The following is a 22,584-nucleotide window of genomic DNA, read 5'->3' as shown; positions in this document are numbered from 1 at the left end:
GCTCCTGAATTCTCAATAAAAAACCTCCGGATCGCGACGATCCGGAGGTTTTTGTTGTTCTGCGCCGGCGGCAAGACCGACGCTGAAATTACTTGCTGGCCTTGGCGCGCTCGATCGCTTCGACGATCAGCTGCTGGGCAACGGTCGAATCCTTCCAACCGTAGATCTTGACCCACTTGCCGGGTTCCAGATCCTTGTAGTGTTCGAAGAAATGCTCGATCTGCTGCAGGGTGATTTCCGGCAGGTCGGTATAGTCCTTGACCTTGTCGTAGCGCTTGGTCAGGTGATAGTTCGGCACGGCGACGATCTTTTCGTCCTTGCCGGAATTGTCTTCCATCATCATCACGCCGATCGGGCGCACGTTGATGACGCAGCCCGGAACCAGCGGACGGGTCGAGGCGATCAGCACGTCGATCGGGTCGCCGTCTTCCGACAGCGTGTGCGGCACGAAGCCGTAATTGCCCGGATAGGTCATCGGCGTATAGAGGAAACGATCGACGACCAGCGTGCCGGCTTCCTTGTCCATCTCGTACTTGATCGGATGACCGCCAACCGGAACCTCGACGATGACGTTGATATCTTCCGGCGGATTTTTACCAATCGAAATTGCGTCGATACGCATGAGCTTTCTCCCACGGGCCAGTTGTTCGGATGGCAAGTCCGATAAAGTGAAAGATGCCGCGGCGCAACATCCGCTTTCGGTATGGCCGGAAAAATGCGACGCTGGGGTGAATATTCCATGCCGCCGGATCGTTGCTTCGACAAAGGGGAGCGCCCATGAAAACGTTTGTCCACGCCCTGCCGATCCTGCTGGCCCTGCCGATCCTGTTGGCCCTGCCGACCGCGCCGGCCTTCGCCAATGACAGCGCCTACACGGATCTCGACACCGACCGGTGCAAGACCCTTGAGCAGGAGGAAGAGGGCGCAAGCATCGTGCTCGAATGCAAGGGGTTGAAGGACCAGCCGGTGATCTACAAGGAAGGCGATCTGCGCCAGGCCGTTCTGTACGGTAAGGTCAGCAAGGCCTATATTGACGGCACCTACGAGACCTTCGGCCCGTTCAACTATACCGGCCGGCGGATCGAATGGCGGCTCGACCGGAAGGGAACTGCGTTTGCCGCGATCCAGCGCTGGTTCATCTCAAACTCCGGCGCCATGGAGGCCGGGCCGGCGCCGGCCGATACCGGCCAGGTTCTCGTGGTGTCGAAGGTGGCGGGCGATGACGGCAAGAGCTGCGTCGTCGGCTATGTCGATGCGCTCGCCAATCCGGATCCCAACAGGCTTGCGCGCGACATCGCCGACACGCTGGCCAATGGCTTCCGCTGCGGAACCGACACCCCCACCTTTCACGGCGTCCGCGGCCCGCATGCCGCCGATCCCATGCGGTCCTTCCTGACACCGTGACGGTGTTTCGAAGCCGCTCACTCCCAGATATAGCCGACTTTCTTCAGGCTCTTCTCGCCGAAATCTTCCATGCCCTCGCACATGTCGCGGCCGCCGGCCATGCGGAAAAAGCGGTCGGCATGGTGGCTGTCTTCCAGGCACCAGACGACCAGCCCTTGGCAGCCCAGTGATTTCAGCAGGTTCTTCGCTTCCCCGAACAGGATGCGGCCAAGGCCGATGCCCTGATATTCCGGACGCAGGTAGATTTCATAGACCTCGCCTTCCTGCTGCAAGGCGCGGGCGCGGTTGAGGCCGAGCGTGGCATAACCGGCGATCACGCCGGCTACCTCGATGACGAGCAAGGTGGATGGCCCGCGCGTGGCCTTGCGCCACCATGTATAGTCGCGCCGGCTGACCATCTGGGTCAGGGGTCTGTGCGGAATGAGGCCGCTATAGGCCTGCAGCCAGGAGACCCGATGTACCTCTGAAATGGAGGCAGCATCTCTCGGCTCGCCGGGCCGCACCTCGATGGATAATGTTTTCATAGCGCAACTCTAGACCGATGCCGTACGAACAGGAATCCCAGCGCAACCTCAAGTCCTTGCTAACTCACAGGCTACATGTGGGGACAATGGTCAAAATTTAACGCTTTTTTAACTTTTCGGGCAAGCGGCAAAAAGTGCGCCGCACAACAAAAGCGTCCCAACCCTCGAAAATCGCTGTGAAATCTAGGCGAATCATCTCGTTGCGCCACGCATATCCTTGATTTTCCGATGTTTTTGGTGGTTTGCACCGAGCGCGCAAAAAGCCGCGCCGTCCTCATAAAATGTGACGACGGCATGGAACTTTTCGCATGGTCACGCGTTTGAACACGTCTGGTCCCATCGCAGCGTTTGCGGGTCGGGACCAGCTCCTCATCAGGAAGTAGGGCGTTTCGCGTGCTGGTCAACCGTCAGAGACGAAATCCCGAAAACACGATCGACTTATCGTTCAGCGGCACACTCTCGTGCCCGTCATGGAGTAGCCGATGAAAACCCTCTCAGCAGACAGGCGCATGATCAAGATCGCCATGGCGGCCCCCTATCTCGAAAGACATGAGGAGCACGCGCTGGCGCTGGCATGGAAAGACCACCAGGATCAGGACGCCCGCAACAAGATCGCCATGGCCCATATGCGGCTGGTGATCTCGATGGCCTCGAAATTCCGTAATTTCGGCCTGCCGATGAGCGATCTCGTTCAGGAGGGACATATCGGCCTTCTGGAAGCCGCCGCCCGGTTCGAGCCGAGCCGCGAAGTTCGCTTCTCCACCTATGCGAGCTGGTGGATCCGCGCCTCGATGCAGGATTACGTGCTGCGCAACTGGTCCATCGTGCGCGGCGGCACCTCTTCGGCACAGAAGGCGCTGTTCTTCAACCTGCGCCGCCTGCGTGCCAAGCTCGCCCAGGGCGACCGCCAACTCACCGCCCGCGCCGTGCATGAGGAAATCGCCACGGCGCTGGGCGTCAGCCTTGCAGACGTGCAGACCATGGATGTCCGTCTCTCAGGCAACGACGCCTCGCTGCAGGCGCCGATTTCATCGGGCGACGCCGACAGCGGAGAACGGCTCGACCTTTTGGCCTGCAACGCTCCCCTCCCCGACGAACAGGTTTGCGAGATGATCGACGGCGAGCGCCGGCGCGTCTGGCTCAGCCACGCACTCTGCCAGCTGAACGAGCGCGAAATGAAGATCATCAGCGCCCGCCGCCTTTCGGAAGACAGTGCCACCCTGGAAGAACTCGGCGCCGACCTCGGCATCTCCAAGGAACGCGTCCGCCAGATCGAAACACGGGCGCTGGAAAAACTGCGGGCAGCACTGGTGGCGGAAGCCCCGGTGCTGGCCAGCATGCCGCATTGAAATATGCGACAGTATAATCAATCAAAGCCCGCTCACGCGGGCTTTTTTAGTTTATCTGGCGCAAAGACGGGTGCTCGATTTCTTTATGGCAGGTGTTGATATCATTTAGATTGATGCGACATCATGAATGTGAACATGGAATTATGACGATGCCCGCGGTCACCATTCGAAACTTGCCAGAAGCGACACATCGTGCACTCAAGGCGCGGGCGGCTTTGCATGGCCGCAGCACCGAGGCGAAAATTCGCGACATTATTGAAGGTGCCGTTCGCCCCCAGGCGCGTGTTAGGCTCGGCTCGGAACTGGCAGCGAACGGATTCGCGCCCGCGCAAAAACAGTTGGGTTGGCAATCACTCCGGCCGATGGTTACATTGCGGCAACGGCGGCGGCCCACGGCTTCATGGTAGCAACCCGTGACACTGGACCATTTGAGGCGGCGGGAGTGCCGGTCATCAATCCCTGGACCACCAGCTAGCCCCACCTATTCCGAAATGATCTTCACCTTGTCGCCGGGCTTGACCGTCGAGGTTACCTGCATCGCGTTGATCAGGCGGAAGAGATCGAGCTTGCGGTCTGTGCCCATCATCCGCGACGACAAAGTCGCCAGCGTATCCCCGGGCTTGGCGGTGAGGATGCGGATGCGCAGCGGCTTGAGGGCGGCGGCCTCCTGCGGCGTCATGCGGCGGAAAGAGGCGCGCAGGGTTTCGGCCGTTGGTTCGAGGCTCGGGGCACCCTTCGGCACGGCGGTGAGGAAGCGGTAGATCTGGGTATCGATGCGGATGACCGTGACGTCGAAATCCCAGCGCTCGGCCGAGGCGCGTGCAGTCGCGGCCTCGAGACCGTTGACGGTGATGGCGTGGATCGTTTCGGGCTGCAGGCCAGTGACCCAACCGCTGCCGATATAATCGGTCAGGCTGCGCTTCTGCGTATCGGCGACGCCGTCGAAACGGATGGCGGTTTCGCCCGGCCCCGTTGCCAGAACCGCTTCCGCCTTGTTATCGATCTGGAAGCCGGCGGGCACGTCGAAGCGGATGCCGAGTTTGCCGTGCAGGAAGGTCTGGCCACGGACATAGCCCTCTTGCGGGCTGTCGCCATAGAGCAGGCCGTCGATCCCTGCGAGATAATAATCCCGGCCACGATCGCCGACCGTCCCTTCCGCCCCGAAAGCGCGGGCATGGCGGCGGGCGAGATCGACGCGCTGCGGCGCGCTCGGATGGCTCGACAGGAAGTCCAGGCTCTGGTCGCTGTCCGGGTCGACCGAGGAGAAGCGGCTATAGGCCGCCATCGAATCGAGGAAGCGTGCTGCCGCATAGGGGTCGTAACCCGCCTCGCCCAGCATGCGAACGCCGATCACGTCGGCCTGCAATTCCTGGTTTCGCGAAAACGCCGCCAGCCGCAGCTTGCCGCGCGCCAGCGCCTGCTTACCGGCGAGATCGCTGGAGAGAACCTCCGACACGACGCGGCTGGCGATGACTTCCGCCTCCTCGCGCTGCTGCCGCTCGATGCCGTGATTGGCGGTGACATGGGCCATCTCGTGGCTGAGCACCGCCGCCACTTCCGAGGCGTCGTTCGCCAAGGCGAGAAGCCCGCGCGTCACGTAGAGATAACCGCCCGGCAGCGCGAAGGCGTTGATCGCCGGCGAGTTCAGGATGGTGATCCGATAGGATTGGTCCGGATTTTCAGAGACCGCCGTCAAGGCGCCGGTGATACGCGCAACCAGTCGCTCGGTCTTGGCATCCTGGTATTCGCCGCCATAGCTTGCGACGATGCGCGGATGCTCGCGGGCGCCGACCTTGGCGCGCGGATCGTTCTTCTGCACTTCCTCGACGATCTGCGGATTGGAGGAGGGCGAGACGCTCGGCTCGTAGCTCTGCTCGATCGCGGTCTGGCAGCCGGAGAGCAGCAGCATGCCCACAAGGGCCGCGACCATGTGAACACGCAGGCCGGAGCGCTTCTCCGCAGATTGCCTATCCGTGCGTGTCCCTGTCGTCATGCCTCAGCTCGTTTCCAGTCTTTATGCAGCCCCGCGAAGTTCCGGCTAAGACCGCGCGGAAATTCTTGTTTTTACAGCCACGTACATAGGCCCGGCGACCGTTTCAGCAATGCCTGCTGTAGCCTATTCGCGCTACGCGTGCCTAGCTTACATGCATAGAAATAGTTGCCCCGTTGTATCCCGGCAACGCACACGCGAACGTGACCGCAACCGGCATCCAACGCCCGTCGCATGGGCCGGCGTTCAAATTGTGGCAAAAAGCATCGCAAGCGATGCTCACCGGCCGAGAAAGCGCGTGACGGCTGGAAGATCGCGGTGGGCGAGGAAGGTTTCCGTCGGCTCGTGCAGCAGGATACGGCCCTCGTCGAGGAACAGGACACTGTCGGCGAGCGCACGGACATCATCAGGGTGGTGTGTGATGATCAGCATCGTATTGCCCTCCTGGCGGTGCAGGTCGAGAAGCAGGCTGCTCATGCCGGCGCGCAGACCCGGATCGAGCGCGGCGAAAGGTTCGTCGAGCAACAGGATCGGCTTCTTGCGCACCAGCGCGCGAGCCAGCGCCACGCGCTGGCGCTCGCCGCCGGACAGCGTTGGCGGCAAACGCTTGGCGAAACCATCGAGCCCGACACGGCCCAAGGCGGCTGCGATCCGCGCACGCTCCTTGACACCGAGCTTCAGCGCCGGATCGATGCCGAGCCCGATATTGGTGGCGACATCCAGATGCGAGAACAGGTTGTGCTCCTGGAATATCACTGAAACCGGCCGCTCGGCCGGGTCCCGCCCGGCGACGTCCTCGCCGAGGATATCAACCCGCCCGGCATCCGGTATCTCGAAGCCGGCAATGACATTCAAAAGCGTTGACTTGCCCGAGCCGGAAGCGCCTGTGACCGCGATGATCTGCCCCTTCGGCAGGGCGCAATCGAACCGCAGTTCCGTCTTGTCGAACCGCACCAGCACATTGCGCAGGTGGACGGCGGGGGCCGTTCGATCGGTTTCAGGCGGCATCCCGTCTCCTCTTGTCGTCTTTTTCGCTCGCCGGCGTCCCGGCGATCGTCAGCATCAGGCAGATGAGACCGAGAAGCAGGGCGAGCCCCGCCGCATCGGTGGAGCGATAGCTGCCCATGCGACTGTAAAGCAGCCATGGCAGCGTCACCATATCCTGCGAGCCGAACAGCGCGACGGCACCGAGATCGCCGAGCGACAGGGCGCAGGCAAAAGACAGCGCCATCAGGAACGGCTTGCGCAGGCCCGGCCAGTCGATGACGCGCAGCCGGTTCCAGCCGCCGAGCCCGAGGCTTGCCGCAAGCCGGCCGGTGCGGGCCGCATGCGTTGCCATGGCCGACTCCAGTATGCGGTAGACGAAGGGCATGGCCATCAGCATGTTGATCAGGATGACGAGAAGCGGCGCAAACAGCGCGACATCGCCGAAAGGCCGCAACAGCAGGAACCAGCCGGCACCCAGCACCACCGGCGGCACCAGCAGGATCAGTGAGGTGCTGGCCGAAATGCCGGCGGCAAAGCCGCGCAAGAGACCCGCCGGATGCCGCGACGCCAGCGCGGTCTGGCGCGCCCGGATCATCACCGCCGTCGCGACGACACAGAAGAAGCCGGAAACAACAGCGATGACGAGGCTGGTGAGGAAGGCCCGCCGAACCAGCGGATCCGTCACCAGCTGTACCAGATCGGAGCGCAGCCCGGACGACACGACGGAAGCAAGAGGCAGCACGAGAAACACAACGGCAAGAGCAATCACCAGTCCATCGCCGATCTTGCCGAAACCACGGCGACCGTCGAAGCGGCGGACCATCCGCCCGCCGCCATGCCCTTCGTCCGCCGTTGGCGTCAGCATGCGGATGGCGATCAACAGCACCGCCGTCATCGAAATCTGCAGCATCGACAGCGCAATGGCGCGTGGCGGATCGAAATCGAAACGCAGGGCCTGGTAGATCGCCACCTCGATCGTGCTTGCCGCCGGTCCGCCGCCGAGCGTCAGCACCAGCGTGAAGCTGGTGGCGCAGAGCATGAAGATCAGGCCCGCGATACCTGGCAGGAGCCCGCGGATCGCCGGCCATTCGATAAAGCGGAAGATCGACAGCGGCGGCATGCCGAGATTGGCGCCGACCAGCCAGTATTCACCGGGAATACGCTCCAGCCCGACGAGCATCAGCCGCGCCGCCAGCGGCATGTTGAAGAAAACATGGGCTATCAGGATACCGGACAAGCCATAAATGCTGACCGGCTGCGCGAGCCCCAGCCAGGCAAGCCCGGAGTTCAGCATGCCCTGCCGCCCCCAGATGCCGATCAGCCCCAGCGCCGCCACCAGCGCCGGCAAGCCGAGCGGCAGCGCCATCAGCCGGATGACCCAGACCCGGCCGGGAAAAGAAAGCTGCCGGGCCAAGGCACGTGCCACCGGAATAGCAAAAAGAATGGACAGGAGCGTCGAAAGCGAGGCCTGCAACAGCGTGAACCGGGCAACACGCCAGACATAGGCATCGAAATAGGCGCCGTCATTGGCTGTTCCCGGTTCGTCGAAAACCAACAGCGCGCCGGCCGCCAGGCACACGAACAGCACGATGCCACCAAGGCACATCGCCCCGGCGGCAAGCGTGAAACGTCTCTCGATGCGGTCTATCATGATGGTTTTATGGTATTTCCGGTGACAATTCCGAGGTTGTCGCCGACAGAGCGGGCAGTTTCTGCAACCTCAAAAAGCCGCCCTTGAACCTTGTCTCAATTGATGCTCATCGCCGACAGCCACTCGTCGATCCAGGCCTTGCGGTTGGCCGCAACCTCGTCGGACGACATGAGGAACGTCTTTGCCGGATTGACCAGCTTGCCGAAGGCATCCGGTAGCGGCTCCTTGCCGGCGGCGACCGGCATCATCCAGTTGGTGGTCGGGATGATCGACTGGAAGTCCGGCCCCGTGACGAAGGACAGGAAGCTCTTGGCGAGCGCCGGGTCCTTGGCATTCCTGGTCATGCCGGCCACTTCGATCTGGATATAATGCCCTTCCGAAAAGGCGGCGGCCTGATAGCGATCGGTGTTTTCGGCGACCATGTGATAGGCTGGCGAGGTCGTGTAGGACAGCACCATCGGCGCCTCGCCCTTGGTGAACAGGCCATAGGCCTCCGACCAGCCGGGCGTCACCGTCAGCACGCGGTCCTTGAGCTTTGCCCAGGCCGCGCCCGCCTGATCGCCATAGACCGATTTTACCCAGAGCAGCAGGCCGAGGCCCGGCGTCGAGGTGCGCGGATCCTCGATGACGATCTTCTGGGAAGGATCGCCCTCCACCAGTTCCTTCAGGCTCTGCGGCGGCTCCTTCAGCGTCTGCGTGTCGTAGATCACGGCGAAATGGCCGTAATCATAGGGAACGAACGTGTCGTCGCTAAACCCACCCGGTACCTTGACCGCCGAAAGATCGAGCCCGTGCGGCGCAAAGAAGCCGGTCGCCTTGGCTTCCGAGACGAGGTTGGTATCGAGACCAAGCACCACATCCGCCTTGGACGCCGCCCCTTCGAGTTTCAGCCGGGTCAGAAGCTCGACGCCATCGGCGACGCTGACATACTCGACCTTGCAGGCGCAGGTCTTCTCGAACGCCTCGGCCACCTTGGCGGCCGGCCCCCATTCGCTGGTGAAACTCTCATAGGTATAGATCGTCAGCACCTTGTCTTCGGCGCGGGCGGAAAACGAGATGGAAAGAGCAGCCAGTGCCGCCATGAATGGAAAAATTGCCTTGCGCATCAGCGCCTCCTTCAAATCCAAAAATTGGGAATAGGGCGCTGAACCGTGCCGTCTAATCCCTCCGCCGGTACAAACCGGATCAGGTTCTTCGGGTTGGCTGGTGACAGCCTCTCAGCCGAACGTCCGAAAGGACGAGCGGCACCCCGTTAGAGCAGGAGGAGATTTAGACGGGAGGGATATGCTTGGCAAGGGGGTGGCAGCAGTCAGTACTATCGACCAAATGGGTTTCTACCGGTCAGGTATCTGGACTCGCCGTTATCACCCAAAATAGATTGGTAGAAACGGAAGAACCGATCGCTCCGATAGGGGATTGTGCTGCGTGTTCAAATTTCTCAAAAATCTTTTCAGCCATGACAGTCAGAAGACTACTCGGCCAAACCCATCTCCCTACAACGTCTACACACGTGATTTCGACTCAACGATCTCGGCCAGTGCGTTGCAGGACGTGCTTGGACGCCTCTCGCCCGAAGATTCATCGGTGCTGGAGCAATCCTGGCACATTTTCGAAACGTCGCTGATGGCATGGCGGATGGAGTGCGGCCTTAAGGCTATAGAAGCTTCGCAGGAGATTGGAGAGTTCGTCAGAAGGATCAACTGGCTGATACAGTAGTTTCGTTATTGATTGACCATTCAGGCTCAATGCGCGGACAGTCGATCATCATGGCCGCCGCGGCTGCGGACATCGCGCAGAATTTCTTGCGACAACTGGGCTGCAAAGTCGAGATCCTCGGGTTTACAACCTCGAGCTGGAGAGGCGGAAAGTCACGTATTCGATGGGAACGTAGCGGAGAAATGGAAAAGCCGGGGCGCCTGTGTGACCTGCTTCACATCGTTTATCGTTCAGCTGCCGACACCCGCATCTCCAGCTTGAACTACGGTCTCAAAAATATGCTACGGCCTGACCTTCTAAAGGAAAACGTCGATGGGGAAGCGCTCGAATGGGCTTCCGAGAGACTGTTCAAACGGGATGAAACGTCAAAGCTTCTGCTTGTGCTCTCTGATGGAGCGCCGGTCGACGATTCAACGCTAAAGGCCAACGGGCCCTACTATCTCATTCGACACCTTGCTCAGGTTATTTCAAGGCTTGAGAGCGACGAGCGGATTCATCTGATGGCCATTGGATTGGGTCATGATGTTGGGAAATATTACAAGATAAGCCATCGGATAGATAGCTCTGACCAATTTGGCCTTGGGATAATCGATCTGCTGAAAAACGACTTGATCAATCTGAACCGAAATTCCGGCGAAAAAGACTAGCCGCCAAGGCTCGTCAGCAGCGGCGAGCCTTGGCGGCTAAATCTACGTTCTTCTCACCCCACCGCCTTCTGCGGCAACCTGACCGCCTTCAAACTCACCGCCGAAACCAGCGCGATCAGGGCGATCCCCGCCGCCGTCAGGAAAAGCGGATGGAACGCTGCCGTATAGCTTTCGGCGACAAGATGGCGGGTGGCTTCCGGCAGGGTCGAGAGCACGAGCGGGGTCAGTTTCTCGATATCGGCGACGCCCGGGATTGCGGTCGTACCGCGTGCCAGGCTGCCGGCGATGATGGCACCGTAGATCGAGATGGCGATCGAGGCGCCGCCCATGCGCGACAGGGTGATGGCACCGGTCGCGGCCCCGACATCGCTGCGGGCGGCAAGGTTCTGGACGGCGACGATCGGCACCTGCTGGCCGAAGCCGACGCCGACGCCATGCAGGCCCATGACGGCGCAGATCAGGAAGAGCGGCGTCCCGGGCTGGACCTGGGAAAACAGCACAAGTGCCAGCAACATCAGGCTGGCGCTGATGATCGAGAACGGCTTGTAGCGACCGGTGATCGAGATCAGCCGGCCGGCCGTCAGCGAACCGCAGACGATGCCGCCGGTCAGCATGATGAACATCAGCCCGGCAACGGACGGCGTAAGACCGGTCGTGGTCTGCAGGAACAGCGCATAATAATTAACCATGCCAATGCCGATGGCGCCGCTCGCCAGCGAAATCACCAGCATCAGGCTGAAGGTCGGGTTGGAAAACAGGCTGAGCGGCACGACCGGTTCCGGCGCACGGCGTTCGACGAACACCCAGGCGACGGCCGAGGCGATCGCGATCGCCGCAACGGCAAGGCTGCCTTTTGACACGAGCGCGCCAAAAAGTTCGGCGCTGTCGCCCAGAAGCACGATGCAGGTCACGGTGATGGCGAGCAGCAGCGCGCCGGCATAATCGATCTTCGGGCGGCGGGTCGGGCGACGATAGGGCAGGAAGAAGAGCAGGCCGGCGATCACGGCGGCGCCGATCGGGATGTTGATCAGGAAGATCGAGCGCCAGCCGAACAGGTCGCTCATCGTGCCGCCCAGTACCGGGCCGATGGCGCCGGATGCCATCAGCACCAGGCTGGAATAGCTCTGGTAGCGGGCGCGCTCGCGCGGCTCGAACAGGTCGGCATTGATGGAGAAGATCGACACCATGATGCCGCCGCCTCCCAGGCCCTGCAGCACACGCGCCGCGATCAGCGTGTTCATCGAGGTCGCCAGGCCGCAGGCGATCGAGCCCAGCGTGAAGATGGCGATCGCCGTGATCATCACATATTTGCGCCCGAACAGGTCGCCCAGCTTGCCGTAGACCGGCATGACCGCGCAGGTGGCGAGCAGGTAGGACGAGCCGATCCAACCGAAACGTTCCATCTCGCCGAACTCGCCGACAATGGTCGGTAGCGCGGTTGCGACGATCTGGTGGTCGAGCGTCGCCATGAACAGCGCCGTCATCAGGAAAAAGAAAAGCGTCAGGCGGAGCGCATGGCTCGAAACGAGCGGCGCCGGGGTCACGTGCATATCCATGGGAAAGGTTCCGGTTGGTTTCGGCAATTTATGTGCTGTCAGCATATAATTGTCAATAGCACATTTATGACAACAGCAGATCGCGCTTTCTAAGCGGCCAAACACTTGCTATGCTCGGCATCATGGAACATGCAATGACACAAACCGAACCTGACCAGTCCGAGATGGAGGCGAGCCGCGCCTCGATCGGCCAGTCGATGGGGCGCTGGCGGCTGATGGTCGGCCGGCGGGTCATGGCGCGGCTCGCCATCGACACCATCGCGCCAGGCCTGGAACTCACCCATCTCGACGTGCTCGACGCCGTCTGGCGCGCCCGGTCCGAGGGCGAGGTTACGGTCGGCACCATCGCCGAGATCATGCGCATCGATCCTTCCCGCGCCAGCCGCATCGTCGCCGACATGGTGGCGCGCGGGGCGCTCCGTCGCGAAGCCTCGCAAGCCGACGCCCGCCGCATCATCGTCGTCATGACCGAGCTTGGTACCAAGCTGATCGGCGAGATCAAGGCGGTCAAGCGCGGCGTCATAAAAAGCATTCTTGCCGACTGGCCCGAGGACGACGTCGGCGCCTTCGCCCACCTGTTCGACCGCTTCGTCAGCGATTTCGAGACGTTCTACCAGAACCGCGAAAATGCCGGGCGGGGGTCGGGGACGTAAGGCCAGACCAATTCCACCCCTTCCCCTCATCCCCTCATTTACGCTATGGCCTTGCGGCATGGACCAAAGGGCTTTTGCAATCTTGATGGGCGGCGCGCTGGTGCCGACGGGGCGGCTGGCGGCGCAGCTTGATGGCGTGCGCGTCATTGCGGCCGATGGCGGCATGCGGCATGCCCGGGCGCTGGGCCTGACGCCCGAACTCTGGGTCGGCGATTTCGACTCCACTCCGGATGCCCTGATTGCCGAATGGCCGGACGTGCTGCGCGAGCCCTACCCGCCCGCCAAGAACGAGACCGACGGCGAGATCGCGGTGGCGGCGGCACTGGAGCGCGGCGCGAAAAGGCTGATCCTCGCCGGCGCGCTCGGGGGCACACGCAGCGATCATGCCTTCATGCACCTGCTCTATGCCGCGAAACTGGCCGAAGACGGCATCGACGTGCTGCTCACTTCCGGCGATGAAGAGGCCTATCCGCTGCTTCCCGGCCACCGCGCGATCGACCTGCCCAAGGGCAGCCTGTTTTCCATCCTCGGGCTCGATACGCTGACCGGGCTGTCGATCAAGGGCGCCCGTTATCCGCTCGAAAATTTCCATCTGCCGTTCGGCTCCTCGCGCACGATTTCCAACGTCGCCGAGGGCGCCGTCCGCTTCACCCTTTCCTCCGGCCGGGCGCTCATTCTCGCCCGCCCGCAAGACCTTTCGGGAGCCTGACCATGGCGCCGCCCATTCTGAAACTCGACGACATCTTCCTGTCCTTCGGCGGCACGCCGCTCTTGGCCGGCGCAAACCTGCAGGTGGAGCCGGGCGACCGCATCTGCCTCGTCGGCCGCAACGGTTCGGGCAAATCGACCCTGATGAAGATGGCCGCCGGCCTGGCCGAGCCGCAATCCGGCGAGATCTTCCGCCATCCCTCCACCACCATCCGCTACCTGCACCAGGCACCGGATTTCGACGGTTTCTCTACCGTACGCGCCTATGCGGAAGCCGGCCTTGGCCCGAGTGACGATCCCTACCGCGTCGCCTACCTGCTCGAACATCTGGGCCTCACCGGCGACGAGGACCCGAACCAGCTGTCGGGTGGTGAATCCCGCCGTGCGGCGCTGGCCCGCGTCCTGGCGCCGGAGCCGGATATCCTGCTGCTCGACGAGCCGACCAACCATCTCGACCTGCCGACCATCGAATGGCTGGAGGGCGAACTGATCAAGAGCCGCTCGGCCCTCGTCGTCATCTCCCACGACCGCCGCTTCCTCGAGAAAGTCTCCAACGCCACCGTCTGGCTCGATCGCGGCCAGTCGCGCCGGCTGAACCAGGGCTTTGCCTTCTTCGAAGCCTGGCGCGACAAGGTGCTGGAAGAGGAAGAGATCGAGCAGCACAAGCTCGGCAAGGAGATCGAGCGCGAGGAACACTGGCTGCGCTATGGCGTCACCGCAAGGCGCAAGCGCAACATGCGCCGCCTCGGCGCGCTGCAGGATTTGCGGGCGAAACATCGCGGCCATAACGGCCCGCAAGGCTCCGTCCAGGCCACCGTCTCCGATGCCCGCCTGACCGGCAAGCTGGTGATCGAGGCAGACCAGATCACCAAGACCTATGGCGAGCGCTCGATCGTCGCCCCCTTCTCGATCCGCGTCCATCGCAGCGATTGCATCGGCCTCGTGGGCCCGAACGGTGCCGGCAAGACGACGCTGCTGAAGATGCTGACCGGCCAGATCAAGCCAGACAGCGGCTGGGTCAAGCTCGGCACCAACCTTGAGATCGCCACGCTCGACCAGCGCCGCGAGGACCTCAACCTCGACGATACGCTCGCCCATTACCTGACCGATGGCCGCGGCGACAACCTGCTGGTCAACGGCGAGCAGCGCCATGTCACCGGCTATATGAAGGAATTCCTGTTCCAGCCCGAACAGGCCAGAACCCCGATCAAGAATCTCTCCGGCGGCGAGCGCGCCCGGCTGATGCTGGCGCGCATCCTGTCGCGCCCGACCAACCTGTTGATCCTCGACGAACCGACCAACGACCTCGATATCGAGACGCTCGACCTGCTTCAGGAAATCGTCGCCGGCTTCTCCGGCACCGTCATCCTCGTCAGCCACGACCGCGACTTCCTCGACCGCACCGTCACCTCGACCATCGCGCCCGCCAACCCGGAGGCGCCGGACGGCCGCTGGATCGAATATGCCGGCGGCTATTCCGACATGATGGCCCAGCGCAAGGGCGCCGCTGACGAGAAGAAGCGCACCGAGAAGGCCGAAAAGGCAAAGATTGGCGACACCGGCCCAGCCTCTGCGTCCACCTCAAAGGCGAACAAGGGAAAGCTCTCCTTCAAACAGAAATTCGCGCTGGAAAACCTGCCGAAGGAAATGGAAAAAGCCGAGGCCGAGATCGCCAAACGCGAAAAGGAAATGGCCGACCCGAATTTGTTTGCAAAGAACCCGGCCCGGTTTTCGGCGCTGGCCGCGGAGATGGAGAAGTTGCGGGGGGCGATTGCGACGATGGAGGAGGAATGGCTGGAGCTGGAGATGCTGCGGGAGGAGATTGAGGGGTAGGGTCGAGAGGGCGATGAGGCTACCGCGCAAACCGCCGCGCGCCGGCCACGCACATGATTACGGCGGCGGTCACGCCAAGCATGCTCCATGTCACCGGCTCGTGTAGCAGCGTAGCCGCGAGCGCCAGGCCGAAGAACGGTTGCAACAGCTGCAACTGGCCCACGGCGGCGATGCCGCCCTGCGACAGGGCGCGATACCAGAAGATGAAGCCGATGAGCATGCTGAACAGCGAGACATAACCAAGGCTGACGAAGGCCGGTGCTCCGACATTGGCAAATGTAGGTGGCATGAGGAAAATCGTGATTGCGAGCATCAGCGGCAGCGACAGGACCAGCGCCCAGCAGATCACCTGCCAGCCGCCGATCGTCCGCGACAGCCTGCCGCCCTCCGCATAACCGAGACCGCAGACGATGACAGCCGCCAGCATCAGCAGATCGCCGACCGGGGATGCGCCGAGGTCGCGCGTTGCCGCAAAGCCGGCGACGAGCAAACTGCCGAGGATGGAGAAGAACCAGAAGGCCGGCTTCGGACGCTCGCCGCCCCGGATCACGCCGAAGGTCGCCGTGGCAAGCGGCAAGAGACCGATGAAGACGATGGAATGGGCCGAGGTTACATGCTGCAGCGCCAAGGCCGTGAGCAAGGGGAAGCCGACCACCACACCGCCAGCGACGACGACCAGCGACGCGATCTCCCCGCCGGTCGGCCGCTTCTGCTTCAGGAGGATCAGCAGGAGCAACCCGATGGTCCCGGCGATCGCGGCTCGGGCAACCGTGAGGAAGACCGGATCGAAATCCATCACGGCAACACGCGTGGCCGGTAGCGATCCGCTGAAAATCAACACGCCGAGAAATCCGTTGAGCCATCCGGCCGTCGATCGATCCATGTGTCCGTCCCCTGCTTCGATAGGTCAATATCCTCCTCGCCCCCTGTTCCCACCAGTGACAGTCTGATACAGTTTTGCAAAACTGTTATGGATCAGATGGCAATACAGATGATTGACGACAACAAGGGACGCACGCGGGTCGTGATGGTCATGGAGGCGATCCGGCAGCGTATCGCCGGACGCACGCTGACGCCGGGCGCCAAATTGCCATCCGTCAGGTCTCTGGCCGCCACGCTGAAAGTCTCGGTCTCGACCGTGGTCGATGCCTATGAACGCCTTGTGGCGGAAGGCGCGATCCTGTCGCGCCCCGGCTCCGGCTTCTACGTCGCCAACCACATCGCCCCTTTCGCGCTCTCGGAAACCGGGCCGAAGCTCGACCGCGCCGTCGATCCCTTCTGGGTCTCGCGCCAGTCGCTGGAGGCCGGGGAGGGTGACCTGAAGCCCGGCTGTGGCTGGCTTCCGCCCGCCTGGCTGCCCGAGGACAACATCCGCCGGTCTTTGCGAAACCTGTCGCGCGCGCCGGCATCGACCCTTGCCGACTACGCCACGCCGCTCGGCCTGCCATCCTTGCGGCAACTGCTTGCCCGGCGGTTTGCCGAGCGCAGCGTCGAAGCGTCGCCGGACCAGATCATACTGACGGATTCGGGCACGCAGGCGATCGATCTTCTCTGCCGTTTCCTGCTGGAACCGGGCGACACGGTTCTCGTCGACGATCCCTGCTATTTCAACTTCCACGCCCTGTTGCGCGCCCACCGGGCCAGGATGGTCGCCGTGCCCTACACGCCTGTTGGCCCGGATATCGAACTCTTTGCCCAGATCGTGGCCGAACACCGGCCCCGGCTCTACATCACCAATTCCGGCATTCACAATCCGACCGGCGCGACGCTGTCTCCGGTCGTGGCGCACCGGGTCCTGAAGATTGCCGAACAGTTCGACCTTACCATTGTCGAGGACGATATCTTCGCCGATTTCGAGCACATACCCGCCCCGCGCCTCTCGGCCTTCGATGGTCTGGAGCGGGTCATCCTGATCGGCAGCTTTTCCAAGACGCTATCGGCCTCGGCGCGCTGCGGCTTCATCGCCGCCCGGCCGCAATGGATCGAGGGCTTGACCGATCTCAAGATCGCCACCTCGTTCGGCGGCGGACGTCTGGATGCGGAACTGGTTCTGAACGTGCTGAGCGACGGCGGATATCGAAAGCATGTCGAGGTCCTGAGGACCAGGCTCGCGCAGGCGAGGGTCGAGGTGGCCGGCAAGCTGAAGCCGCTCGGCGTCACGCCGTGGATCGAGCCGCAGGCGGGGATGTTCCTGTGGTGCCGTCTTCCCGACGGGATCGACGCGACCGCTGTCGCCCATGCGTCGATCAAGAGGGGCGTCGTCATGGCGCCCGGCAATGCCTTCAGCCTGTCACAGGCCGCGACAGGCTTCATGCGGTTCAATGTGTCGCAATGCCTCGACCCCAAGGTCTTCGACGTGCTTGCCGACGCGTTGAGGGTCGCGCGTTAAACCTCCACGCCGAGCGATTCCGCTGATATCCAGAAGACGGATTCTTCCGCTTCCGCTGTCTGCAGCCAGAGGAATTCCAGATGCGGAAACTCCTCTTCGAGGATTTCGCGTCCGGTGCCGATCTCGCAGATCATGCCGCCGCCGGGATTGAGGTGATCGGCCGCCTGCGCCAGGATTGTGCGGACGAGATCGAGACCATCGACGCCGCCGTCATGGGCCATGGCCGGTTCGGCACGGAATTCCGCCGGATAGGCGTCCATCGCGGCATGATCGACATAGGGCGGGTTGGTGATGATCAGGTCGTATTTCTTGCCCGCCAGCGGCGCGAAAAGGTCGCCCTGATACAGGGTCACCTGGTGCTCGACCTCATGCTCGGCGACATTGATCTTCGCCACCTCCAGCGCGTCGGGAGACAGGTCGACCGCTTCGATCGCCGCCCCGGGAAAGAATTTCGCGGCAAGGATCGCGAGACACCCGGAGCCGGTGCAGATATCGACGGCGCTTTCGACGCTCATCGGATCGGGCAGGAAGGACGAACCCATCTCGCCACCATATTCGTTGAACAGGATTTCGCCGATATGCGAGCGCGGCACGATCACTCGCTCGTCGACATGGAAGCGGATGCCCTGGATATAGGCATGGCCGGTAATGTAGGAGGTCGGCTTGCGGGTGGAGACGCGTGCCTCGATCCGCTCGGCCAGCAGCTTGCGCTCCGGCGTCAGCAGGCGGGCGTCGAGAAAGGGGTCGAGCGTATCGATCGGCAGGTCGAGGCTGTCGAGCAGCAGGAACGCGGCATCATCGACCGCCGTCGTCGTTCCGTGGCCATAGCTCAGCTCCGCCGCGTTGAAACGGGAAATCGCATAGCGCCAATAGTCGCGCAGGGTGACGAGTTCACGCGCAATATCGTCGGTGTTCACCATGGTCTCGCTTCCAAACGTTCGCCGCGTCGCTTATTTGCCGTTGATGAACGGAAGGTGCGGCGATAACTGCACTCGGGTTAAGCTTCGCTCTAGAATGGCAAGGGCCGGCAGGTCAACAGCCGGCACGTTAACAGCTGGTAAGGGCGGGCTGGAAGGATAGTGGATGAAACAGGGTCGCAAAGGACGCAATGTCAGCGGAAACCGCAAGGCCGAGCCGGTTTCCGGCGGCAAAAGGGTGACGCTGCCCCGCGCCTTGTCGAAACTCGGCTTCTGCTCGCGCACGCAAGCGGAGGAGATGATCGCGGCCGGTCGCGTCACGCTCAGCGGACGGGTGGTCACCGATCCCGGCACATGGGTCGATCTTTCCAGCGCGACGATCGCCGTCGATGGCAAGACGGTGGTGGCGGAACAGCCGGTCTACCTGATGCTGAACAAGCCGCGCGGCCTTGTCACCACCCGCCATGATCCAGAAGGACGGCCGACGGTCTTCGATTGCCTGAAGGATATGGATCATACTTACCTCTCGCCAGTCGGCCGCCTCGACAAGGCGAGCGAGGGCCTGCTGCTCTTTACCAACGACACGGAATTTGCCCAGGCCCTGCTCGATCCGCAGACCCATGTCTCGAAGACCTATCATGTCCAGATCGACGAGATCGCCGACGAGGGTCTGATGGAGGCCCTGATGCGCGGGGTCCGGCAGGATGACGAATTCCTCAAGGCGAAATCGGCGCGCGTGCTGCGCGAAGGCGGCCGGAATTCCTGGCTCGAGATCGAGCTCGGCGAGGGACGCAACCGGCAAATCCGGCGCATGCTGGAAGCGGTGAATATCGCCTGCCTGCGCCTGGTGCGCGTCGCCATCGGTGGCCTTGTCCTCGGCGATCTGGAGAAGGGTGCCGTCCGGGCGCTGACGGATGATGAGATCGGCAATCTACGCCGGCTTTCCGGCATGAATTGACCTATCGACGGCCAAGCCGCGAGACACGACCGTGCCACAGCACGATGCATGGAACCACCAGCAGTTCCATGCCAAGCCCCAGCAGATGCCCGATCGAAGGCATGCCTGCGATGACCAGCGACGAGAGCCGCGCCAGTCCGCCGCAAAACGTCAGAATGGCCAGGAGCCGGATGCGCTCGGTCTTTTTCTCGATCGCAGGAATGCAGGTGTACCAACCGATGCCGAAGGCGAGGAACAGGCCGGACAGGAACCGAACGTGACTGTCGAGATCGGCAGGATCATTTTCGATGCCGAGAAAGCCGGCGCCGGTCATGACGCCGCAAAGGCCCGCAAACACCGGCAGGAGCGCGAGAACGGCGATCGTCACCTGCAACATCCGGCGCTGCCGGAAGTCCGCCGGGCTGATCTGATAGGCAAGACTTGTCATGGCATGTCCTCCTGAGACATCGGGAGTACGTGGCGCACTGACCTGGAGTTTCATCATGGAATTACACATCGGCGTGAACGCGGCGCCGGCAGGCAAACAGGTCGTGCGCACCGACATTGATTTTCGCGCCGGGTGGCGCTATTTAAGCATCTCGTGGTGATTTGGCCGGCCGGCTTGCAGCCACGTTAAATAAGTCGCTAAAGGGCCGTGCATGCGCAAGCAAGCGGGGCCGGTAGCGATTCATCGTTGCCGGTTTTTTTGTGCCGGCTTGTCCGCCTGTTCGTCTGACCGAGTGTTGTCCATGCCCATCAAGATTCCCGATACGCTGCCCGCCTTCGAAACCCTCGTCAAAGAGGGCGTGCGGGTGATGACCGAAACCATGGCGATCCGCCAGGATATCCGCCCGCTGCAGATCGGGCTGCTCAACCTCATGCCGAACAAGATCAAGACCGAAGTGCAGATGGCGCGCCTTGTCGGCGCCTCGCCGCTGCAGGTCGAGCTTTCCCTCATCCGGGTGGGCGGCCACAAGGCGAAGAACACGCCGGAAGAACACCTGCTGGCCTTCTACGAAACCTGGGAAGAGGTGAAGCACCGCCATTTCGACGGCCTGATCATCACCGGCGCCCCGGTCGAGATGCTGGAATACGAGGACGTCACCTATTGGGGCGAGATGCAGGACATCCTCAACTGGACGCATACCAATGTCCATTCGACGCTCAACATCTGCTGGGGGGCCATGGCGGCGATCTACCATTTCCACGGCGTGCCGAAGCATACGCTGCGGGAAAAGGCCTTCGGTGTCTATCGCCACCAAAATCTCAATCCGTCCTCGCCCTATCTCTCCGGCTTCTCCGACGATTTCCAGATCCCGGTGTCGCGGTGGACCGAGGTGCGCCGCGCCGATATCGAAAAGGTGCCCGCGCTCGAGATCCTGATGGAATCCGACGAAATGGGCGTGTGTTTCGTGCACGAGAAGGCGGGCAACCGGCTTTATGTCTTCAACCATGTCGAATATGACTCGACCTCGCTGTCGGACGAGTATTTCCGCGACATCAATGCCGGCGTGCCGATCAAGATGCCGCACAACCATTTCCCGCACAACGACCCGGACCTGCCGCCGCAGAACCGCTGGCGCAGCCACGCGCATCTGCTGTTCGGCAACTGGATCAACGACATCTACCAGACCACGCCCTATGATCCGGCGGATATCGGGAAGGACAGACGGTGAGCACACATCTTGTCATCCGGCCGGTCGAGAGCCGGGACGAAGCCGATTGGCGGCGTCTCTGGAAGGCCTATCTCGCCTTCTACGAAACCGTCTTGCCGGAAGACATCTATGCCCTCACCTTCTCGCGCGTCACGAGCGGCGCGGCGCATGAATATGCGGGTTTCCTGGCGGTGCTGAACGGCAAGCCGGTCGGCCTTGCGCATTACCTGTTTCACCGCTCGTGCTGGCATGAAAACGTGGTTTGCTATCTGCAGGACCTCTATGCCGATCCCGAGATACGCGGACAGGGCATCGGAAGGGCGCTGATCGAAGCAGTGTATGCACGCGCAGATGCAGAGCGGGCTCAGGACGTTTATTGGATGACCCAGGATTTCAACGCAACCGCGCGCAAACTCTACGATCGGATCGCAGACAAGACGCCATTCATCGTTTATCAGAAGACGTTTTGAAGCGAACCGGCAGTGTTTTTCAGGCAATGACGGGTGAGGATATGCCGCCAGCGGAAACGCTGCGGTGAATTGTATGACTTTTCGGTTGCCGACCCCGGCGAAATGACGCAGGTTGCCGCCGGGGCAGTGGAGGAAAAACGGCCGTGCAGACACAGACAGATATTTTCGGCCATCTGCCGTCCGGCGACGCCGTGCATCGCGTGGTCATTACCGGCGGCGGACTGACGGCACATATCCTGACCTGGGGCTCGGTCATCCAGGATCTGCGGCTCGACGGCCATTCCGCCCCGCTGGTGCTCGGCTTCGACAATCTACAGGATCATCTGGACCATTCCCCCTATTTCGGCGCGACGCCGGGCCGCAATGCCAATCGCATCGGCGGCGGCCGCTTTTCGATCGACGGCACCGAATATCAATTGGAAAACAACGAGAACGGCGTCACCCATCTGCACGGCGGCAGCGACGGTCTTGCCAAGCGCATCTGGGATATCGTCGAACTGGCCGAGAATCGCGTCGTGCTGCGCGTCGTCGATCCCGACGGCCGCGCCGGCTATCCCGGCAATTGCACGGTCACCTGTACCTATACGCTAAGCGACGGCGGCGTGCTCAATGTTCTCTACGAGAGCAGCACGGACCGTGCGACGATCTGCAATGTCTGCCAGCACAGCTATTTCAATCTCGACGGAACCGCCGATGCGCTCGGCCATGACGTGATGATCGCGGCCAACGACTATCTGCCGACGGACGAGCGGCTGGTGCCGACGGGCGAAGTCCGCCCCGTCGAGGGAACCGCCTTCGACCTGCGCAGCATGACGTCGATGCGCCGCCAGTTGGAAGGTGACAAGATCGGCTACGACCACAATTTCTGCCTGTCCGGGGCGCGGGGGCCGAAGCAGTCGGTCGCCCTGGTCCGCAGCATCAATTCCGGCGTCTCGCTGGAAGTCCGCACGACGGAACCGGGCGTGCAGTTTTACACCGGCTTCAAGATGAACGTGCCGGTCCCGGGCCTCGAAGGCCGCCGTTACGGACCGTTTGCCGGCTTCTGCCTGGAAACGCAGATCTGGCCGGATGCCGTCAATCATGCCAATTTCCCAAAGGCCGTTCTGCGGCCCGGTGATACGCTGCGGCAGGAAACGGATTACGTTTTCACCAAAAGCTGATTGCGGCACCGATCAGACGCGTTCAGAGAGGAAAGCGA

The 22,584-nt window shown here is 62.2% G+C and carries 23 protein-coding genes and 2 riboswitches; of the genes, 13 read left to right on the top strand and 10 right to left on the bottom strand.

Translation table 11 applies throughout. The features are described from left to right. Positions 1-88: 88 nt before the first annotated feature. The gene (ppa, locus tag VL202_RS03935) at positions 89-622 is read right to left on the bottom strand and encodes an inorganic diphosphatase (RefSeq protein WP_325462858.1); all 534 of its coding nucleotides are present in this window, start codon (positions 620-622) and stop codon (positions 89-91) included. A gap of 155 nt (positions 623-777) precedes the next feature. On the opposite strand from ppa, the gene VL202_RS03930 reads away from it, so the two are divergent. Then, positions 778-1,404, top strand: coding sequence for a hypothetical protein (locus tag VL202_RS03930; RefSeq protein ID WP_325462857.1), 627 nt, complete (start codon positions 778-780; stop codon positions 1,402-1,404). A 17-nt stretch (positions 1,405-1,421) separates the two neighbouring features. Here the strand turns inward: VL202_RS03930 and VL202_RS03925 are convergent, their stop codons facing one another. Continuing rightward, complete coding sequence (locus VL202_RS03925) at positions 1,422-1,928, bottom strand: GNAT family N-acetyltransferase (RefSeq protein WP_325462856.1); 507 nt, start codon at positions 1,926-1,928, stop codon at positions 1,422-1,424. A gap of 482 nt (positions 1,929-2,410) precedes the next feature. Here VL202_RS03925 and VL202_RS03920 point away from each other — a divergent pair, with 482 nt between their 5' ends. Both VL202_RS03920 and VL202_RS03915 read left to right on the top strand, forming a co-directional pair. Continuing rightward, positions 2,411-3,277 carry an RNA polymerase factor sigma-32 gene (locus tag VL202_RS03920; protein WP_325462855.1) on the top strand — a complete coding sequence of 289 codons (867 nt, stop codon included), beginning with the start codon at positions 2,411-2,413 and terminating at the stop codon, positions 3,275-3,277. Between the two features lie 149 nt (positions 3,278-3,426). Next, on the top strand, positions 3,427-3,684 hold the full coding sequence (locus VL202_RS03915; RefSeq protein WP_325462854.1) for a FitA-like ribbon-helix-helix domain-containing protein: 258 nt from the start codon (positions 3,427-3,429) through the stop codon (positions 3,682-3,684). A gap of 74 nt (positions 3,685-3,758) precedes the next feature. Here the strand turns inward: VL202_RS03915 and VL202_RS03905 are convergent, their stop codons facing one another. From VL202_RS03905 to thiB, 4 genes are all read right to left on the bottom strand, one after another. Then, positions 3,759-5,207, bottom strand: coding sequence for a M48 family metalloprotease (locus VL202_RS03905; RefSeq protein WP_325462881.1), 1,449 nt, complete (start codon positions 5,205-5,207; stop codon positions 3,759-3,761). A 339-nt stretch (positions 5,208-5,546) separates the two neighbouring features. Beyond that, on the bottom strand, positions 5,547-6,275 hold the full coding sequence (locus tag VL202_RS03900) for an ATP-binding cassette domain-containing protein (RefSeq protein ID WP_325462853.1): 729 nt from the start codon (positions 6,273-6,275) through the stop codon (positions 5,547-5,549). Next, complete coding sequence (gene thiP, locus VL202_RS03895; RefSeq protein ID WP_325462852.1) at positions 6,265-7,905, bottom strand: thiamine/thiamine pyrophosphate ABC transporter permease ThiP; 1,641 nt, start codon at positions 7,903-7,905, stop codon at positions 6,265-6,267. Before thiP ends, VL202_RS03900 begins: the two co-directional genes overlap by 11 nt. Before the next feature lie 95 nt (positions 7,906-8,000). Beyond that, a complete protein-coding gene (gene thiB / locus VL202_RS03890; RefSeq protein ID WP_325462851.1) occupies positions 8,001-9,011 on the bottom strand; it encodes a thiamine ABC transporter substrate binding subunit in 1,011 nt (336 codons plus the stop codon). Between the two features lie 39 nt (positions 9,012-9,050). After that, a riboswitch (TPP riboswitch) is annotated at positions 9,051-9,167 on the bottom strand. 163 nt (positions 9,168-9,330) lie between these two features. Between thiB and VL202_RS03885 the strand changes: the two genes are divergently transcribed. After that, a complete protein-coding gene (locus VL202_RS03885; protein WP_325462850.1) occupies positions 9,331-9,621 on the top strand; it encodes a hypothetical protein in 291 nt (96 codons plus the stop codon). A gap of 29 nt (positions 9,622-9,650) precedes the next feature. Next, entirely contained in the window at positions 9,651-10,268 is a 618-nt protein-coding gene (locus VL202_RS03880; RefSeq protein WP_325462880.1) for a cobaltochelatase CobT-related protein, read from the top strand. A 53-nt stretch (positions 10,269-10,321) separates the two neighbouring features. Here the strand turns inward: VL202_RS03880 and VL202_RS03875 are convergent, their stop codons facing one another. After that, the gene (locus VL202_RS03875; protein WP_325462849.1) at positions 10,322-11,824 is read right to left on the bottom strand and encodes an MDR family MFS transporter; all 1,503 of its coding nucleotides are present in this window, start codon (positions 11,822-11,824) and stop codon (positions 10,322-10,324) included. Positions 11,825-11,958: 134 nt separating this feature from the next. On the opposite strand from VL202_RS03875, the gene VL202_RS03870 reads away from it, so the two are divergent. The 3 genes from VL202_RS03870 to VL202_RS03860 are packed head-to-tail and all read left to right on the top strand — an operon-like array spanning position 11,959 to position 15,018. Further along, positions 11,959-12,477, top strand: coding sequence for a MarR family winged helix-turn-helix transcriptional regulator (locus VL202_RS03870; protein WP_325462848.1), 519 nt, complete (start codon positions 11,959-11,961; stop codon positions 12,475-12,477). A 58-nt stretch (positions 12,478-12,535) separates the two neighbouring features. Further along, the gene (locus tag VL202_RS03865) at positions 12,536-13,186 is read left to right on the top strand and encodes a thiamine diphosphokinase (RefSeq protein ID WP_325462847.1); all 651 of its coding nucleotides are present in this window, start codon (positions 12,536-12,538) and stop codon (positions 13,184-13,186) included. 2 nt (positions 13,187-13,188) lie between these two features. Continuing rightward, complete coding sequence (locus tag VL202_RS03860) at positions 13,189-15,018, top strand: ABC-F family ATP-binding cassette domain-containing protein (RefSeq protein ID WP_325462846.1); 1,830 nt, start codon at positions 13,189-13,191, stop codon at positions 15,016-15,018. Between the two features lie 19 nt (positions 15,019-15,037). Here the strand turns inward: VL202_RS03860 and VL202_RS03855 are convergent, their stop codons facing one another. Then, positions 15,038-15,901 (bottom strand): DMT family transporter, encoded by an 864-nt coding sequence (locus VL202_RS03855; protein WP_325462845.1) that lies wholly within the window; start codon positions 15,899-15,901, stop codon positions 15,038-15,040. 87 nt (positions 15,902-15,988) lie between these two features. Here VL202_RS03855 and VL202_RS03850 point away from each other — a divergent pair, with 87 nt between their 5' ends. Further along, positions 15,989-17,407 (top strand): PLP-dependent aminotransferase family protein, encoded by a 1,419-nt coding sequence (locus VL202_RS03850; RefSeq protein WP_325462844.1) that lies wholly within the window; start codon positions 15,989-15,991, stop codon positions 17,405-17,407. Here VL202_RS03850 and prmB read toward each other — a convergent pair. Next, a complete protein-coding gene (prmB, locus tag VL202_RS03845; RefSeq protein WP_325462843.1) occupies positions 17,404-18,327 on the bottom strand; it encodes a 50S ribosomal protein L3 N(5)-glutamine methyltransferase in 924 nt (307 codons plus the stop codon). The genes VL202_RS03850 and prmB overlap by 4 nt on opposite strands. A 163-nt stretch (positions 18,328-18,490) precedes the next feature. On the opposite strand from prmB, the gene VL202_RS03840 reads away from it, so the two are divergent. Next, the gene (locus tag VL202_RS03840) at positions 18,491-19,282 is read left to right on the top strand and encodes a pseudouridine synthase (protein ID WP_325462842.1); all 792 of its coding nucleotides are present in this window, start codon (positions 18,491-18,493) and stop codon (positions 19,280-19,282) included. 1 nt (position 19,283) lies between these two features. Here the strand turns inward: VL202_RS03840 and VL202_RS03835 are convergent, their stop codons facing one another. Then, entirely contained in the window at positions 19,284-19,709 is a 426-nt protein-coding gene (locus VL202_RS03835; RefSeq protein ID WP_325462841.1) for a DUF4345 domain-containing protein, read from the bottom strand. A 143-nt stretch (positions 19,710-19,852) separates the two neighbouring features. Next, a riboswitch (SAM riboswitch) is annotated at positions 19,853-19,930 on the top strand. Positions 19,931-20,010: 80 nt separating this feature from the next. On the opposite strand from VL202_RS03835, the gene metA reads away from it, so the two are divergent. The 3 genes from metA to VL202_RS03820 all read left to right on the top strand — a co-directional run bounded on the left by metA (position 20,011) and on the right by VL202_RS03820 (position 22,546). Further along, a complete protein-coding gene (gene metA / locus VL202_RS03830; RefSeq protein ID WP_325462840.1) occupies positions 20,011-20,937 on the top strand; it encodes a homoserine O-acetyltransferase MetA in 927 nt (308 codons plus the stop codon). Next, positions 20,934-21,386 carry a GNAT family N-acetyltransferase gene (locus VL202_RS03825; protein WP_325462839.1) on the top strand — a complete coding sequence of 151 codons (453 nt, stop codon included), beginning with the start codon at positions 20,934-20,936 and terminating at the stop codon, positions 21,384-21,386. The genes metA and VL202_RS03825 overlap by 4 nt, the downstream gene beginning before the upstream one ends. A 143-nt stretch (positions 21,387-21,529) precedes the next feature. Next, positions 21,530-22,546, top strand: coding sequence for an aldose epimerase family protein (locus VL202_RS03820; RefSeq protein WP_325462838.1), 1,017 nt, complete (start codon positions 21,530-21,532; stop codon positions 22,544-22,546). Positions 22,547-22,584: the final 38 nt, after the last annotated feature.

This window comes from Pararhizobium sp. (assembly GCF_035497515.1).
Classification (GTDB): domain Bacteria; phylum Pseudomonadota; class Alphaproteobacteria; order Rhizobiales; family Rhizobiaceae; genus Pararhizobium.
Note: the sequence above shows the minus strand (reverse complement) of the source record. Positions and strands in the feature narration are given on the sequence as shown.

Excerpts from the sequence above, each read along its gene's own strand:
- VL202_RS03925 (WP_325462856.1), bottom strand. The coding sequence starts at position 1,928 with ATGAAAACATTATCCATCGAGGTGCGGCCCGGCGAGCCGAGAGATGCT.
- VL202_RS03850 (WP_325462844.1), top strand. The coding sequence starts at position 15,989 with ATGGATCAGATGGCAATACAGATGATTGACGACAACAAGGGACGCACG.
- VL202_RS03835 (WP_325462841.1), bottom strand. The coding sequence starts at position 19,709 with ATGACAAGTCTTGCCTATCAGATCAGCCCGGCGGACTTCCGGCAGCGC.
- VL202_RS03840 (WP_325462842.1), top strand. The coding sequence starts at position 18,491 with ATGAAACAGGGTCGCAAAGGACGCAATGTCAGCGGAAACCGCAAGGCC.
- VL202_RS03930 (WP_325462857.1), top strand. The coding sequence starts at position 778 with ATGAAAACGTTTGTCCACGCCCTGCCGATCCTGCTGGCCCTGCCGATC.
- VL202_RS03870 (WP_325462848.1), top strand. The coding sequence starts at position 11,959 with ATGACACAAACCGAACCTGACCAGTCCGAGATGGAGGCGAGCCGCGCC.
- VL202_RS03920 (WP_325462855.1), top strand. The coding sequence starts at position 2,411 with ATGAAAACCCTCTCAGCAGACAGGCGCATGATCAAGATCGCCATGGCG.
- VL202_RS03855 (WP_325462845.1), bottom strand. The coding sequence starts at position 15,901 with ATGGATCGATCGACGGCCGGATGGCTCAACGGATTTCTCGGCGTGTTG.
- VL202_RS03880 (WP_325462880.1), top strand. The coding sequence starts at position 9,651 with ATGCGCGGACAGTCGATCATCATGGCCGCCGCGGCTGCGGACATCGCG.
- VL202_RS03875 (WP_325462849.1), bottom strand. The coding sequence starts at position 11,824 with ATGGATATGCACGTGACCCCGGCGCCGCTCGTTTCGAGCCATGCGCTC.
- prmB (WP_325462843.1), bottom strand. The coding sequence starts at position 18,327 with ATGGTGAACACCGACGATATTGCGCGTGAACTCGTCACCCTGCGCGAC.
- thiP (WP_325462852.1), bottom strand. The coding sequence starts at position 7,905 with ATGATAGACCGCATCGAGAGACGTTTCACGCTTGCCGCCGGGGCGATG.
- VL202_RS03860 (WP_325462846.1), top strand. The coding sequence starts at position 13,189 with ATGGCGCCGCCCATTCTGAAACTCGACGACATCTTCCTGTCCTTCGGC.
- thiB (WP_325462851.1), bottom strand. The coding sequence starts at position 9,011 with ATGCGCAAGGCAATTTTTCCATTCATGGCGGCACTGGCTGCTCTTTCC.
- VL202_RS03865 (WP_325462847.1), top strand. The coding sequence starts at position 12,536 with ATGGACCAAAGGGCTTTTGCAATCTTGATGGGCGGCGCGCTGGTGCCG.
- ppa (WP_325462858.1), bottom strand. The coding sequence starts at position 622 with ATGCGTATCGACGCAATTTCGATTGGTAAAAATCCGCCGGAAGATATC.
- metA (WP_325462840.1), top strand. The coding sequence starts at position 20,011 with ATGCCCATCAAGATTCCCGATACGCTGCCCGCCTTCGAAACCCTCGTC.
- VL202_RS03900 (WP_325462853.1), bottom strand. The coding sequence starts at position 6,275 with ATGCCGCCTGAAACCGATCGAACGGCCCCCGCCGTCCACCTGCGCAAT.
- VL202_RS03915 (WP_325462854.1), top strand. The coding sequence starts at position 3,427 with ATGCCCGCGGTCACCATTCGAAACTTGCCAGAAGCGACACATCGTGCA.
- VL202_RS03905 (WP_325462881.1), bottom strand. The coding sequence starts at position 5,207 with ATGGTCGCGGCCCTTGTGGGCATGCTGCTGCTCTCCGGCTGCCAGACC.